This is a genomic window from Streptomyces sp. NPDC107471 (assembly GCF_055582845.1).
Window position 1 is genome coordinate 35,006 of sequence record NZ_JBVJPC010000013.1, and the last position, 15,223, is coordinate 50,228.

The 15,223-nt window shown below is 71.6% G+C and carries 13 protein-coding genes; 2 read left to right on the forward strand and 11 right to left on the reverse strand.

Annotated elements, in window-relative coordinates; genetic code table 11:
- Positions 1-241: 241 nt before the first annotated feature.
- Together ACZ66S_RS34340 and ACZ66S_RS34345 are read left to right on the forward strand one after the other, a co-directional pair.
- Entirely contained in the window at positions 242-1,615 is a 1,374-nt protein-coding gene (locus ACZ66S_RS34340) for a ricin-type beta-trefoil lectin domain protein (protein ID WP_469905465.1), read from the forward strand.
- Positions 1,616-1,818: 203 nt separating this feature from the next.
- Positions 1,819-3,117: a ThuA domain-containing protein gene (locus ACZ66S_RS34345; RefSeq protein ID WP_469905466.1), complete on the forward strand. Its 1,299-nt coding sequence runs from the start codon at positions 1,819-1,821 to the stop codon at positions 3,115-3,117.
- Between the two features lie 144 nt (positions 3,118-3,261).
- Here ACZ66S_RS34345 and ACZ66S_RS34350 read toward each other — a convergent pair whose 3' ends face one another.
- From ACZ66S_RS34350 to ACZ66S_RS34400, 11 genes are all read right to left on the reverse strand, one after another.
- The gene (locus ACZ66S_RS34350) at positions 3,262-4,260 is read right to left on the reverse strand and encodes a sugar kinase (RefSeq protein WP_469905467.1); all 999 of its coding nucleotides are present in this window, start codon (positions 4,258-4,260) and stop codon (positions 3,262-3,264) included.
- Positions 4,257-5,147, reverse strand: coding sequence for an SMP-30/gluconolactonase/LRE family protein (locus ACZ66S_RS34355; RefSeq protein ID WP_469905468.1), 891 nt, complete (start codon positions 5,145-5,147; stop codon positions 4,257-4,259). The genes ACZ66S_RS34350 and ACZ66S_RS34355 overlap by 4 nt, the downstream gene beginning before the upstream one ends.
- Positions 5,144-5,776 carry a bifunctional 4-hydroxy-2-oxoglutarate aldolase/2-dehydro-3-deoxy-phosphogluconate aldolase gene (locus tag ACZ66S_RS34360; protein WP_469905469.1) on the reverse strand — a complete coding sequence of 211 codons (633 nt, stop codon included), beginning with the start codon at positions 5,774-5,776 and terminating at the stop codon, positions 5,144-5,146. Before ACZ66S_RS34360 ends, ACZ66S_RS34355 begins: the two co-directional genes overlap by 4 nt.
- Positions 5,777-5,857: 81 nt before the next feature.
- A complete protein-coding gene (locus ACZ66S_RS34365) occupies positions 5,858-6,670 on the reverse strand; it encodes a hypothetical protein (RefSeq protein WP_469905470.1) in 813 nt (270 codons plus the stop codon).
- 2 nt (positions 6,671-6,672) lie between these two features.
- Positions 6,673-7,818: a galactonate dehydratase gene (gene dgoD, locus ACZ66S_RS34370; protein ID WP_469905471.1), complete on the reverse strand. Its 1,146-nt coding sequence runs from the start codon at positions 7,816-7,818 to the stop codon at positions 6,673-6,675.
- A complete protein-coding gene (locus tag ACZ66S_RS34375) occupies positions 7,815-8,552 on the reverse strand; it encodes a FadR/GntR family transcriptional regulator (RefSeq protein WP_469905472.1) in 738 nt (245 codons plus the stop codon). The genes dgoD and ACZ66S_RS34375 overlap by 4 nt, the downstream gene beginning before the upstream one ends.
- A gap of 82 nt (positions 8,553-8,634) precedes the next feature.
- Positions 8,635-9,408: an SDR family NAD(P)-dependent oxidoreductase gene (locus ACZ66S_RS34380; RefSeq protein ID WP_469905473.1), complete on the reverse strand. Its 774-nt coding sequence runs from the start codon at positions 9,406-9,408 to the stop codon at positions 8,635-8,637.
- A gap of 33 nt (positions 9,409-9,441) precedes the next feature.
- Positions 9,442-11,580, reverse strand: a complete 2,139-nt coding sequence (locus tag ACZ66S_RS34385) for an alpha-galactosidase (RefSeq protein WP_469905474.1) — start codon at positions 11,578-11,580, stop codon at positions 9,442-9,444.
- On the reverse strand, positions 11,577-12,425 hold the full coding sequence (locus ACZ66S_RS34390; RefSeq protein WP_469905475.1) for a carbohydrate ABC transporter permease: 849 nt from the start codon (positions 12,423-12,425) through the stop codon (positions 11,577-11,579). The genes ACZ66S_RS34385 and ACZ66S_RS34390 overlap by 4 nt, the downstream gene beginning before the upstream one ends.
- Positions 12,425-13,357: a carbohydrate ABC transporter permease gene (locus tag ACZ66S_RS34395; protein WP_469905476.1), complete on the reverse strand. Its 933-nt coding sequence runs from the start codon at positions 13,355-13,357 to the stop codon at positions 12,425-12,427. Before ACZ66S_RS34395 ends, ACZ66S_RS34390 begins: the two co-directional genes overlap by 1 nt.
- A 1-nt stretch (position 13,358) precedes the next feature.
- Positions 13,359-14,648, reverse strand: coding sequence for an ABC transporter substrate-binding protein (locus ACZ66S_RS34400; protein ID WP_469905477.1), 1,290 nt, complete (start codon positions 14,646-14,648; stop codon positions 13,359-13,361).
- Positions 14,649-15,223 lie beyond the last annotated feature (575 nt).

The window sequence follows — 15,223 nt, forward strand, 5'->3', positions numbered from 1 at the left end:
GGGTCGATCCGGCTGGCGCGTTTCCTCCGGCTTCGCCTACAACTTCTCAACCCATCGATGCCCTGGCGGACTTCTCCGGTCACACCCCTTGACGGCTTTGGTGTAGACCTTTAGGTTCACCAGCCAACAGACCTTTCACGCATGCATCCCCTCCACACATATGTGAACACCCATGTTCACCTCTCACCGCCCGCACTCAGGCGGCGTTCTCCCCCCACCCCTGGACGAAAGGCCCCCCGTCATGCAACGCCTGGCCCTTCGCTGTGCCCTCGCTCTCTCGCTCGGCCTCACCGCCGTGGGCACCCTCGCAGCCCCCTCCGCCTCGGCGGCCACCGGCACGATCACCGGCCTGGCCGGCAAGTGCCTCGACGTGGCCGGCGCGAGTTCGGCCGACGGCACGGCCGTACAGATCTACGACTGCAACGGCACCGCTGCCCAGCAGTGGATCGTCGGCTCCGACGGCACCATCCGGGCGCTCGGCAAGTGCCTCGACGTCACCGGCAGTTCGACGGCCAACGGCGCCCAGCTCCAGCTCTGGACATGCAGCGGCGGTGCCAACCAGAAGTGGACGGTCACCTCCGCGCGCGACATCGTCAACACGGCCGCCGACAAGTGTCTGGACGTCACCGGCAACTCCTCCGCCAACGGCACCCGCACGCAGATCTGGACCTGCACGGGAGCCGCCAACCAGAAGTGGAACGCGCCCGCCGCCGACGGCGGCACGACTCCGCCGGGTTCCGCCCCGATGGCCGTGGCGCCCTACCTCTACAACGGCTGGGGCAATCCGCCCAGCCCTACGACTGTCATGAACGCGACGGGCGTGAAGTGGTTCACGCTGGCGTTCGTCCTGAGCAACGGCTACTGCAACCCGCAGTGGGACGGCGGCCGGGCGCTGACAGGCGGCGTCGACCAGCAGACGATCAACACCGTGCGGGCCAACGGCGGCGACGTCGTCCCGTCCTTCGGCGGCTACAGCGGCAACAAGCTGGAGAGCTCCTGCTCCAGCGCCGGTGAGCTGGCGGCGGCGTACCAGAAGGTCATCAACGCCTACTCGCTGAAGGCGATCGACATCGACCTGGAGGCCGACGCGTACAGCAACGGCACCGTGCAGCAGCGGACCGTGGACGCGCTCAAGACCGTCAAGGCCAACAACCCGGGCATCAAGGTCTACGTCACCATCGGCACCGGACAGAGCGGTCCCGACACCAGCCTGATCAACCGGGCCGCCTCGTCCGGACTGACCGCGGACGCCTGGACGATCATGCCGTTCGACTTCGGCGGCGCCGGCCAGAACATGGGCACCCTCACCCAGCGGGCTGCCGAGGGGCTCAAGACCGCGCTGAAGAACGCCTACGGCTACACCGACGACACGGCCTACCGCCACATGGGCATCTCGTCGATGAACGGCATCACCGACGACCACGAGACCGTCACCACCGCCGACTTCCAGACCATTCTCAGCTACGCGCAGGCCCATCACCTGGCGCGGTTGACGTTCTGGTCCGCCAACCGCGACCGGCCCTGCCCGGGCGCCTACCCGAACGACGACACCTGCTCGGGCGTGAGCCAGAGCAACTGGCAGTTCACCAGCATCTTCGCCAAGTACACCGGCTGACGTACCCCCTCGCACCGGAAGCCACGGCTGCGTCCGTGTTCCGGCGCAGACCACCGAACAGCCTCGATCCCCCGCCGAGAACGCTCATGGCGGCGGCCGCCACCAGGTGAACGGCGACCGGACACCGGCGAGCCGCCCCGCCCCGGCAGCCGTCGCCCCCTGAGCAACCACCCGTAGCCCCTACGGAAAGGATCGACCAGAAGATGAGCACCGTCCGATCCGGCTCCACCCGCGCACTGCTGCGGGTCCTGCTCCTGCTGGCCACACTGCTGGGCCTCGCGGCCGTACCGCCCGCCGCCCAGGCGGACACCGCCGCGACCCCGTTCAAGATCCTCGCCCTCTACAGCGGCACGTACGACGCGGCGCACATCGACTTCGACAAGGAGGCGAACGCCTGGTTCCCGCAGCAGGCGGCCGCCAACGGCTTCACCTACACGGCCAGCACCAACTGGGACCTGCTCGCCAACGGCGGGGTCAACGCCTACCAGGTCGTCCTGTTCCTCGACGATCTGCCGCAGACCTCCGCCCAACGCTCCGGTTTCGAGGCGTACATGAGAGGCGGGGGCGGCTTCATGGGCTTCCACGTCTCGGCGTTCACGACCGACGCGGCAAGCTGGTCCTGGTACCACAACACCTTCCTCGGCTCGGGGAACTTCGCGTCCAACACATGGGGTCCGACCGCGGTGACCCTGAAGGTGGAGGACCGCACGAGCCCGGCCACCGTGAACCTGCCGGCCACGTTCACCTCGTCGGTCAGCGAGTGGTATAGCTGGTCCAGGGACCTGCGGCAGAACCCGGACATCAAGATCCTGGCGTCGATCGACCCCAGCAGCTTCCCGGTCGGCACGGACCCCAACCAGTCCTGGTACAGCGGCTATTACCCGATCCTGTGGACCAACACGAAGTACAAGATGCTGTACGCGAACTTCGGCCACAACGCGATGAACTACACGACCAACACGCGGCTCTCGTCCACGTTCGCGAGCGCGACGCAGAACCGCTTCCTGCTGGACGGGCTCAAGTGGCTGGGCGGAGGCGGCACCACGACCCCGCCGACCGGCGACCAGATCTCCGAGACCGCCTGGTACACCGTGCAGAACGACGGCAACGGCACGTGCCTGGACGCCCGTTCCGCGGCCACCGCGAACGGGACGGCGATCCAGCAGTACACCTGCAACGGCACGACGGCGCAGCAGTACCAGTTCCGCAGCACCGACAGCGGCTACCTGCGGATCACCGCCCGCAACAACACCGCGCAGGTGCTCGACGTGACCGACCGCTCGACGGCGGACAACGCGCCCTTGCAGCTCTGGGCCTGGTCCGGCGGCACCAACCAGCAGTGGCAGCCGGTGCGTTCGACAAGCGGGCACTATCACTTCGTCGCCCGGCACAGCGGCAAGTGTCTGACGGCCGCCGCGGCGGCGACGAACAGCGTCCAGCTCACCCAGCGGGCCTGCGACGGTTCGGCCGCGCAGGAGTTCCAGCTCGCCGCGCAGTCCTGAGCCACTGCGCGGCGACACGAGGACGCGGTGCGTCAGCGGTGCTCCGCGGTCGAGGCGGCGGGTGCGTTTCCCGCACCCGCCGCCGGCAGGGTTCAGGCCCGGGGCGTTCAGGTCTGCGACCGACTGCCTGACCTGCTCGCCCGCTCACCCGTCGCCACAGCCGGAGACCTGAAGGCCCTTCCATCCCTCGTCCGTGAGAGCGAGGAGCCGGTCGACGGACGGGCGCGGTGGGAGTGGGCCGTGGTCTCCCGTCACGCTCAGGGCGGACGCCGCCGTGAGGTGGCCGAGGCGCAGAGACCGCCCCACGGGCTCACCGCGCAGCAGGCCGGCGAGGAAACCCGCCGCGAAGGCGTCCCCCGCGCCGACGGGTTCGACCACGGCGACCCGTGGCGCGGAGACCGTCGTGGCACCGGAGACGGTGAACGCCGTGGCTTCGCGGGAGCCGTCCTTGACGACGAGGATGCGCGGTGCGGGCAGCAGTTCCCGTACAGCGGCCGCGGTCAGGTGGGCGCCCCACAGATCCTGGGCCTCGTCCAGTCCGACGAAGACGATGTCCGCGCGCCCGGCGAGGTCGCGCAACACCTCGGGGGCGGTGCCCTCGGACCACAGCGGGGCGCGGTGGTTGACGTCGAAGCTGATGGCACCGGGGCGTTCGGCGGCGGGTACGGCGAGGGCCTGGGTGACCAGCTCGCGGCAGGACGTGGACAGGGCCGGTGTGATGCCGGTGAAGTGCACGAGGGCCGCCGTGCGCATTACCTGGTGCGCGAGGAGGTCGGGGCCGAGGGCGGAGGCGGCTGACCCCTTGCGGTAGTAGTGGACCCGGGTGCCCGCGGGCGACGGGTTCTTCAGCATCAGGCCCGTCGGGCGGTCCGGGTCGGTGCGCACGTGGCTGACGTCGACCCCGGCGGCGGCCACGGCGGCGCGTACCCGGGCTCCCAACGGGTCGTCGCCGAGTGCCGAGACCCAGGTCGCCGGGATGCCGTGATCGGCCAGGTACATCGCGACGTTGGACTCGGCTCCCGCGACCGACAGGCTGAGGTGGTCGGCGTCGGCGAGCGGTCCGGAGGGATCGGGGGCCAGGGCGGCCATGGTCTCGCCGACACAGACCACGCGTCCGCGCGGGGGGCGCCACGAGTCCGTCATGCGAGGGCTCCCGCGATCGGTGCCGAGGGGGCGAGCCGGAACGCGGGCGTCGGCACGCCGGGCACGTCGACGGGCAGGGTGAACACCGCCCCGTCGTACGGGCCGGGTGCGTCCAGGCCCACCCTGGCGGTGGTGACGTGCAGCAGGGTGCCTTCGAGACAGACACCGGCGGGCTGCCCGGCGGGAATGCGGACGACCCGGTCGAGGGCGCCGTGCGGAAGGTATCGGCGGACGGTGCCCGTGCCCCAGATCGCGCACCACACGGCTCCCTCGGCGTCGACGGTCATGCCGTCCGGGCTGCCCTCGTCCACCGTGAAGAAGTCCTCGGGGGTGCCGACCAGGCCGGTGTCGGGGTCGACCGGGTAGCGGCGGACGATGCCGTGAGCGCTGTCGGCCAGGTACATGGTGCGTCCGTCCGCGGTGAAGGCAGGCCCGTTGGGGATGGTCAGTCCTTCGACGGCGGGGGTCACCGTGCCGTCGTGGTCGACGCGGTACAGGGTGCCGGCGCCCTCGGTGCCGTCGTAGGCCATGCTGCCCGCCCAGAAGCGGCCGGCGGGGTCCGCGACCCCGTCGTTCATGCGCATGCCCGGCCCGGGACGGTCCTCGGGGGTGGCGAGCCATCGGGGGGTGCCGTCGGGCAGGAGGAGACATACGCCGGTGCCGGCGGCCGCGATCCATGTGCCGGGGCGGTCGGCGACGGGTGCCACCGCGCCCAGCGGGACCGGGAGCCGGAGGATCTCGCGCAGCGGCAGGCCGGGGTCGTCGGCGGTGGTGAGCAGGCGTCCTTCGAGGATGTCCACCAGGACGACGCCGTCGCCCGTCCAGCGGATCCCCTCGCCCAGTTCGAGGCGGTCGGGACCGGTGGTCACAGAGGTCTGCCCGGTCATCCGGCGGCCTCCTCGACGGCGGCGCGGAAGGCGCGGGCGCGCTCACGCAGGGCGCTCAGGCTGCCGCCGTCGGCAGCGTCGGCGACGAGCGGGGAGCCGACGCCGACAGCGGTGGCACCGGCCGCGAGGTAGGCGCGGGCGGCGTCCAGATCCACTCCCCCGACGGGCACGAAGACAGCGTCGGGGAAGGGCGCGCGCAGGGCTTTGAGATAGGCCGGTCCTCCGGCCTGGGCGGCGGGGAACAGTTTCAGCGCGTCGGCGCCCTGGGCCAGGGCCGTGTTGATCTCGGTGGGGGTCATCACGCCCGCGAGGACCGGCAGGCCCAACTCCCGGGCGGTGTCGGCGCCCGCCCCCAGACCGGGGGTGACGGCGAAGGCGGCGCCGGCGTCGCGTGCGGCACGCGCGTCGTCGGCGGTCAGGACGGTGCCCGCGCCGATCGGCCGCTCGGGCCCGAGCTCCTGGGCGCAGCGGGTGATGACCCCGAGGGCGTCGGCACCGCTGAGGGAGACCTCGACCAGGTCGATGCCCTCCTGGACCAGGGCCAGGACGGTACGCAGCGCGGCGTCGGGGTCACCGCCGCGGACGATGGCGACGAGACGACGGTCGGCCAGGGCGGCTCGTAGGTCCACGGAACGGAACTCCTTGCATGTCGGATCAACTTCTCTGCGGGGCCGGTGCGCCCGGTGTCGCAGGGCGGCCCGTACCAGGGATCAGGGGCAGCGGCAGTCGGAGGTCAGGGTGAGTCGCCAGCGCACCTCCCCGGAACGGGGGACACATGCCGCGTCCCCCGGGCCCGCTTCCGCGAGGTCGAAGGTGCGGCCGAGCATGGGCTCGACACCGATGCTGCGGTAGGGGGCCACCGCGGGAAACCCGCCCAGGTTGCGCCACAGGGCGACCGACACCGGCTGTCCCTCTGCCTCCACGGCGAGGGCCAGCCGGTCGGATCCGTCGTGGACGCAGACCCGGCGGTCCGCGAGGACCGCGCCGACGGCTGTGCCGTCCTCGGGCCCGAACCGGTCGAGGCGCAGTCCGCACGGTGCGGGCCAGTCGCCTTCCCTCCAGCGGGCGCCGTCCGGCCAGGGGACGCCGAGGAGGGAGGACGCCTCCGGGAAGATCCGGGTGGACACGCCTGCCCTGGCCCGGAGTTCGGCCTTCTCGGAGAGGTCGAGGAGCGCGTGGGCGGCCCACACGAAGCGGTAGCCGGGGTCGGCCCGGAGCGTGTAGTCCACCTCGACGCCGTCGGCGGTGGACCGCGCCGAGCGGGCGAGCGTGAACGCGTCGCAGTCCACGCGCTCGGTGTCACCGTCGCACGACCACGGCCGGGACCAGGCGTCCCCGTGGTCGGGGGTGCCCCGCACGGTGGGCACGCACTCCTCCAGGCCACCCGCGTCCACGAACGCGTCGCCCGGGACGACCCCGTGCCGTGCGGGGTCCGGGCGGTGCCACAGCCATTCGCGGTCGCCGTCCCGCAGCGAGGTCCAGCGTCCGCCGTGCGCGGGGTCGGTGGTCAACGCCAGGGGCATGGTCACCACTCCGTGAACGAGCCGTCGGGGTGCCGCCACACGGGGTTGCGCCAGGTGTGGCCGGTGCGGTCGGCGGCGCGTACGGCGTTCTCGTCGACGGTGACGCCGAGACCGGGCGTGGCGCACCGGTGGGCCTGTCCGGCGGTGAACCGGAACGGCTCGGGGTCGACCACATAGGAGAGCAGGTCGGCGTCCTTGTTGTAGTGGATGCCCCGGCTCTGCTCCTGGATCAGGAAGTTGGGTGTGGCGAAGGCGACTTGGAGGCTGGCCGCCAGGGCGATCGGGCCGAGCGGGCAGTGCGGGGCGAGCTGGGCGCCGAAGGTGTCGGCGAGGGAGGCGATGCGGTGGACCTCGGAGATGCCGCCGGCGTGGGACAGGTCGGGCTGGGCGACGGCGACTCCGGCGGTGAGCGCGGGCAGGAACTCGGCGCGGGAGAAGAGGCGTTCGCCGGTCGCCAGCGGTACGGAGCTGGCGGCCACCAGTGCGCCCAGGAGGTGGCCGTGTTCGGGCACGACCGGTTCCTCGACGAACAGGGGGTGCAGGGGGGCGAGTTCGGTGAGCATGCGGCGGGCGCCTGCGGCCGTGAAGCGGCCGTGGAAGTCGACGGCCACGTCGCGGTCGGGGCCCAGGACCTCGCGGACGGCGGCCACCCGGTCGACGACGGCCGCGGTCTCGGCGGCGGAGGGGATCGGTGAGGTCGGACCCGCGGCGTTCATCTTGACCGCGGTGAAACCCGCCTCGACCTGCTCGGTGACCTGCTCGGTGAGCTGGGCGGGTTCGTCGCCGCCGACCCAGGCGTAGACGCGGACGCTGTCGCGGACGGGGCCGCCGAGGAGGGCGTGCACGGGGGCGTCGTAGGTCTTGCCTGCGATGTCCCACAGGGCCTGGTCGAGGCCGGCGACGGCGCTCGACAGGATCGGGCCGCCCCGGTAGAAGCCGCCCTTGCTGAGCACCTGCCAGTGGTCCTCGATGCGCAGCGGGTCCTGCCCGACGAGGTACTCAGCCAGTACGTCCACGGCGGCCCGGACGACCTCGGCCCGTCCCTCGACGACGGGTTCGCCCCAGCCGACCACGCCGTCGTCGGTCTCCACGCGGCAGAACAGCCAGCGCGGCGGGACCAGGAAGGTCTCGATACGGGTGATCTTCACTGCGTGCCGGTGCCTTCCGATTCGTCGGCGGTGCCGATGCGGTCCAGGTCGCGGCCGGCCTGTTCGAGCAGGGCACGCATGGCGGCCTCGGCGGCCACGGGATCCTGGGCGCGTACGGCGTCCAGGACGGCGCGGTGGGCCGGGATGGGGTCCTCGCTGTGCGGGGAGGAGTGCACGATCCGGTCGCGGTGGGCGAGGCCGGACTCGATCACCATCTCCATGCGTTCGAGGAGTTCGTTGTGGGTGGCGGTGAGCAGCGCGCGGTGGAAGGCGAGGTCGGCGTCGATGGCGTGCCCGGGGTCCGAGCCGGTGCGGCCCATCGCGGTGAGCGCGTCCTCGAGGGCGGTGAGGTCGTCGTCGGTGCGGCGCAACGCGGCCAGGCGGACGGCGGCGGGCTCGATGATGGAGCGCACCTCGGCCAGGTTCCCCAGCAGGGCCTGGTCGGCCTCGCCGGTACGGCCGCCCTCGAACTGCCAGCGCAGGACGTCGGCGTCGAGGAGGTTCCAGTCGGCCCGGGCCCGCACGAAGGTGCCGCGCTTCTGGCGGGCGTCGACCATGCCCTTGGCGGCCAGCACCTTCAGCGACTCGCGCAGCGCGGTCAGGCTCACGTCCAGCTCGCTCTGGAGCGCCACCAGGTCGAGGGTGGCCCCCTCGGGGATCTGGCCGCCCAGGATGCGACGGGCGAGGGCCTCCACCGTTTGGCCGTGCACGCCGCGGCGGGCGTAGGGCGTCATGTCGTCGAGCCTTTCTGCTGGGTCCGGTGCCCGGGGCCCGCGAGGGCCCGGGCGGGGGTCGTCCGCGGCACGCTGTGCCCGGTCATGCGGAGGCCTTCACGACGCTCCAGCCGCCGTCCACGACGAGACTGGTGCCGGTGATGTAGGACGCCTCGTCGGCGGCGAGGAAGGCGACGGCCGCGGCCACCTCCTCGGGGGTGCCGAAGCGCCGGGCCGCGGTCTCGGCGACGCTGCGCTCGCGGTCGTCCTCGGACACCCGGTCCCAGGCCGCGGTCAGGACGGGACCCGGTACGACGGCGTTGACGCGCACCTCGGGGCCGTACTCGACGGCGAGTTGCCCGCACAGGGAGAGCAGGGCCCCCTTCGCGGCGGCGTAGGCGGGGTGACCGGGAATGCCTCGGTGTGCATGGACGGATGAGATCAACACTACCGCGCCGCCCCTGGCCCGCAGATCGGGCAGGACCGCGCGCACGCCGAGGAAGCCGCCGGTGAGGTTGACGTCGAGCTGGCGCTGCCAGGAGGGCAGGGTCATCTCGTGGGCGGGCGTGACGTCGACCGTGAACGCGTTGCTGACCAGCACGTCGACCGGTCCGAAGTCATGGGCGGCGGTGACGACGCGCGCCCAGTCCGCCTCGGCCGCGACGTCGGCGGTGACGAAGCGTGCCTGCCCGCCGTCCTCGGTGATCCGCTCCGCCACGGCCAGGCCGGGCTCCTCGGCGATGTCGGTGAGCACGACGGCGGCTCCCTCCTCGGCGAGGCGTGCGGCGGTGGCGGCTCCGATGCCGGAGGCGGCTCCGGTGACCACGGCCGTGCGCCCGGTGAAGCGGGCGCCGTGCCGTCGTACAGGCTGGTCCATCGTGGGGTTCGGCTCCTCAGTGGGGGGATGGGGTTATCGGCGGGTCAGGACGACGAGGTCGGCGTCGTGCTCCGCACTCCAGGTGAACGGAAGACCGTAGTGCAGCAGGTGGGCGCCGCTGTACTCGGTACCGGTCTCCTCCTCTGTGTATACGGCGGCCGGGGCCAGTCCGCGCAGCCGCAGCCGGGCGGGACGGCCGGGCACCAGGGGGGCTCCGTCCAGGCGGCCGGTGCTGAAGGCGGCGACCACGACCCGCGGCCCGTCGGTCTCGGTGTACTGCACGCCGCAGGTCGCGTCGTCGGGCGTGCCGAGCAGACGGGCCTGTCCGTGGTGGACGACGCCCCGGATCTGCTTGTAGCGGGCGATCCAGTGGGCGGCTTCGGCACGCCGGTCGGCGTTCCAGGAGCGCAGGTCGGCTCCCACGCCCAGGACACCGCACATCGCCAGCACGAAGCGGAAGGCGAGGGAGCGGGGGCGCGGGTCGAAGACGCCGGGGGCGTCGGTGACCCAGGAGCTCATGACGTGCGGGGCGTGCGCGTGCAGGAAGCCGTACTGGACGGAGAGCCGGTCCAGCGGGGCGGTGTTGTCGCTGGGCCAGACGACGTCGGTGCGGGCCACGGTGGCGTGCTCAATACGTCCGCCGCCGCCGGCGCAGCCCTCGACGGTGACGTGCGGGTGCCTGGCACGCAGATGGTCCAGGACCCGCAGGTACCCGGCTACGTGCTCGGCGTCCAGGTCGAGCCGGTCGGCGGGCCCGGCGGCGGGCCGGCCCCGCTCGGTGGGCGGCCGGTTCATGTCCCACTTCAGGTACTTGATGGGGTAGTCCCCCAGCAGCCGGTCGAGGGTGCCGATCACGAAGTCCTGGACGTCGGTCCGGCCGAGGTCGAGCAGGAGCTGGTTGCGCACCAGCCGGCCGGGGCGGCCGTCCACGCGGTAGACCCAGTCGGGGTGCTCGGCGTGCAAGCGGCTGCCGGGGCTGACGGCTTCGGGTTCGACCCACAGGCCGAAGCCGAGTCCGAGTGCGCGCACCTCGTCGACGAACCGGCCGAAGCCCTGCGGGAACTTCGCCGGGTCGGGGTGCCAGTCGCCCAGACCTCCGGTGTCGTCGGCACGGCCGGTGAACCAGCCGTCGTCCACGACGAACAGTTCGGCCCCGATGTCGGCCGCCGCCTTGGCGAGTTCGAGCTGGCCGGCGGCGTCGACGTCGAAGCCGGTGGCTTCCCAGGAGTTGTAGAGGACCTTGCGCGTGCGGTGCAGGCGTTCGCCACTGAGGTGGCGCTCGTAGCGGTGCCAGACCCTGGACAGCCCGTCGAGTCCTTCCGCGCTGAAGGCGCAGGCGAGACGGGGCGTGGTCAGGGTGTCGCCGGGAGCGAGGATCACGGCGCCCTCGTGCGGCACGCGCCCGGCGCGGACGCGGACGGCGCCGCCGGGTTCGGCCTCGGCGGTGATGTGCCAGTTGCCGGGCCACTCCAGGGCGATGCCGTAGGTCGGGGTGGTGTCGTCGTCGGGCAGGGCCGCGTCCTGGACGGCGATCCAGGGGGCGTAGGCGTGGCCGGGGACCGCCTGGGTGCTGCCCATGGTGAACGTGCCGCGTCGCAGGTGGAGTTGGGTGCGGGTGAACTCCTGCGACCACTGACCGGTCAGGTGGGTGAGGCGGGCTCCGTCGGTGACGGGGACGTTGACGGCGGCCGAGTCGAGGCGTTCCAGGCGCAGTTCGTGCGCACCGGTGCAGGTGAGCTCGGTCCAGCGCAGGATGACGTCCGTGTCGGGAACCGTGGCGTAGCACAGGGTGACGTGTGCGCCGGCGACGTCGTCGGTGAACGCCAGCCGTAGTCCTCGCGCGTCCTCGGTGGCGCCGGCGAACTGCCACCACAGGCCGCGCTCGCCGCCTGAGTGGCCGACGACGAGGTCGGCGCCGGTGAACGCGCGCAGGCCCTGCGGGATGTACTCGGCGGGGGCCGCGTCGGCGGGGGTGACGAAGTGGGTGCGCCGGGACCAGTCGAGCGCCGAGGGTCCGTTCTCCACGCCGTGCGGTCCCCAGGCGGCGAGTTCGGCCCAGGGACCGTCCGGGGAGAGCCGGACGGTGTAGCTGGAGTGCTGGGTGTGCAGTGTCCAGCGGTCCTGCGGGGTCGTCTGGTCGGGCGGGGTCGTGTCGGCGTGCGTGGTTGTCATTTCACCGCTCCCAGGTTGAGGCCGGCCACGAAGTGCCGCTGGAAGCGCAGGAAGACGGCGACCGTGGGGGCGGCGGCGATCACGGAGCCGGCGGCGATGACGTTCCACATGGACACGTACTGCCCCTGCAGGCCGATGAGGGCGGCGGTGATCGGCATCTTGGTGTCGCTGCGCAGCACGGTGATCGCCCACAGCAGGTCGTTGAAGATCCAGGTGAAGGACAGGGCACTGAGGGCGGCGAGCGCGGGGCGGGTCAGGGGGAGGATGATCCGCCAGAAGATCTGCCAGGGGCCGGCGCCGTCGACCACGGCGGCCTGCTGGATCTCGTTGGGGATGGCCCGCATGAAGCCGTGCAGGACGAAGACGTAGAAGCCGACACCGAAGCCGATCTGCACGCCGACGAGGGCGGGCAGCGTGTCGTAGACGCCGATCATCTCGGTCAGCTTGGCGACGGGGATGAGCAGGATCTGCGGGGGCAGCAGGTTGCCGCCGAGCATCAGCAGCAACAGCGTCCGGCGCAGGGGGACGTCGTAGCGGCTGAGGGCGAAGGCCGCCATCGCGGCGAGCGCCAGGGTGATCAGCACGCACGGGACGGTGACGAGCAGGCTGTTGATCAGGGCGCGCTGCTGGCCGCCGTCGACCCAGGCCAGGCGGAAGTTGTCGAGGGTGAAGGAGTGCGGGAGGCTGCCGAGGCCGTGCGCGGCGATGTCGTCGAAGGAACGCAGGCTGGTGACCAGCACCAGGACGATGGGAAGCAGCCACAGCACGGACAGTGCTCCGGCCCCGAGGTGGAACCCCGCGGTGGCGGCTCGGCGGCGCTTGGCGGCGGTCGAGTTGGCGGACATCAGTCAGCCTCCCGGAAGGCGCGCACGAGGTAGGAGCAGATGACGCCGAAGGCCAGCACGAAGATGACGACGGCGAGCGCGGAGCCGTAGCCCAGGCGCAGGGACTGGAAGGCGGTCGAGTACATGTAGGTGCTCAGCAGCTCTGACGAGTGGTAGGGGCCGCCCCGGGTCAGCGACCACACGACGTCGAAGGAGCGCAGCGAGTCGATGACGATGACGGACAGGACGACCGCGTTGACGCTGCGCAGTTGCGGCAGGGTGACATGGCGGAAGCGCTGCCAGGCGCTCGCGCCGTCGACCTTGGCGGCCTCGTAGAGGGCCGGGTCTATGCCCTTGAGGCCGGCGAGGTAGAGCACCATGACGTAGCCGATCTGGCGCCACAGGGCCGGCACGATGACCGCGTACAGGGCGGTGTCCTGGTCGGCGAGCCAGGCGTGCCGCAGGCTCTCCAGTCCGACGGCGTCGAGGAGTTGGTTGAGGACGCCGTCCGGCTGGTAGATGGCCTGCCACACCAGGGCGGTGGCGACCAGGGAGAACACCACGGGCAGGAAGAGGGCGGCCCGGTAGAAGCCGACACCGCGCCGCTCCTGCTGGAGGAGCAGGGCCGTCGCCAGACCCAGCAGCGCCGACAGCCCGCCGAACAGCACCAGCCACAGGACGGTGTCGATCGCCGCGGTCCTGAAGACCTCGTCGCCCGCCATCTCCCGGAAGTTGCCGAGGCCGACGAACCGCGGGGCGGAGACGCCGTCCCAGGAGGTCAGGGCGAGGTAGAAGCCCTGGAGGGCGGGCCAGAAGACCCACACGGCCTCGGCGAGCAGGGGCACCAGGACGAAGGCGAGGACGAGCGGCGGGACCCGGCGGACGGGCCCCCGGCCGCGTCCGCCGGTGGGCGTGACGGCCGGGGCCGGGCGTGCGGGGGTGAGCACGGCCACCTCAGGCGCTCCAGATCTTCTGGGCGTCGCGCTGCCAGTCGGTGAGGATCGACCCGATCGACTTGGGCTTGGCGATGAACCTGGTCAGCGCGGTGTCGGCGGTGGGCTGCAGGGCGTCGCTGGAGTCCCGGTTGAAGAACTGGGTGATCTCGACCGCCTCGTCGATGTGGGCGCGGCCCTTCTTCACCAGGGCCGTGCCGGCGTCCTTGGCGTCGGGGTTGCAGGGCAGGACGGTGCCCGAGGAGCCCTTGATGTAGATCTCCTGCGCCTGCGCGGTGGCGAGGTAGCCCATCAGCTCGGTGACCCGCTCGGCGCGGCCGGTCCGGGCGCTGGCGAAGTAGCCGTCCACGGGGGCCTCTTCGGCGAGCGGCACCTTGGGGTCGATGACCGGGAAGCGGAAGAAGTCGATGTCGTCGAGGGCGTCCTTGGGAGCCGCGTCGGCGAAGAAGGTGCCGATCAGCATCATGCCGGTACGGCCGTTGAGGAGCGCGGTCGTGGCGTCCTGGAAGGCGAGGGCGGTGCCGTCGGGGTCGAAGTACGGCAGCAGTTCCGTCCAGCGGTCGAAGACCTTGTGCACCTCGGGGTCGTCGAACCGGTGCTTGCCCGCCAGGAGTTCACGGTGATAGGGGGCCCCGTTGATACGTATGTTGAGGTAGTCGAACCAGGCGGAGGCCACCCAGGGTGTGTTGCCGCCGGCACCGAGCCCGATCGGCGCCACTCCCTTGGACTTGAGCTTGTCGCACAGGTCGAGGAACTCGTCCCAGGTCTTGGGCTCGCTCACACCCCACTTGGCGAAGTTCGACTTCCGGTAGAACATGCCCCACCAGTAGTAGGTGGAGGGCACGAACACCTTCTTGCCGGAGCTCGCGGTGCACAGCGTGTTGAGTGCCTTGGAGTAGCGCTTGAGGTCCGGCGAGGACGCCCACAGGTCGTCGAGGTCGAGCAGCAGGTCCTTCTTGGCGTAGGCGTCTGCCACCGAGCCGGGGTACCAGGTGTAGACGTCCGGCGGGTTGGCGGAGGTCAGGTAGGTCGGCAACTGGGTGCGGAACGTCTCCGCGGCGACCGTGTTGAGGCTGACGTGTCCGCTGTTCTTCTTGCCGTAGGCCGCGACGAGGTCCTCCATCGCCGCCTTGGCCTGCGGCGCGGACAGGTTGGACTGGAGGCTGACCGCGCCCGTGGACGAGGACTTCGAGGACGAGGTCGAGGTGACGCAGCCGCTGAGCAGCGCCGCCGTGCCGGTGGCGCCGAGCCCGGCGAGGAAGCGCCTGCGGCTGGTGTGTGGGTTCGGCATGGATGGTTCTCCCTGGGGGTTCACGCGGCGACACCGGGGGCGTTGGGGGCCTGGGCGGATCCGACGCGGCCAACCAAGATTCGCGTGGCGGTGCGACCACGTCAAGATAATTACTAATTTATTTTCACTGCGTCGAGGAGTGGTGCTGTCGAGCCCTCTGCGGCTCGGGCGGGGCGGTGCGAGGGGGTTCCTGGCCGACCGCGTTCGGGGATCCGGACGAGCGGCGCACACCGCACCGGAGCGGGTCCTGGGGCGGCGCGGCGACGACTCTGGCAGTCGACCGGGGCCCTGTCAATATTTATTCCTAATTATTGTCGGCGGGCGGGTCCGGGCCGGGGCGGGCGGGTCCGTGCCGCCTCTCCCCCTCGGACGAGGCGGCACGTCACAGCAGGCGCGCGGCGACCGCCGGCTTGAACAACCCCCGGGGGCAGCCCTGAGCAGACCTGGAGCAGCCCCGGGAGAGCCCCTAATGCTTAATTTAGTAATTAATCTTGACGCGGCCCCACACCCCCTGCAAGATCCTCGCAACCACCCGCAGGCAACGGACACCGGACTGGTCCCACGCACCACCGCCG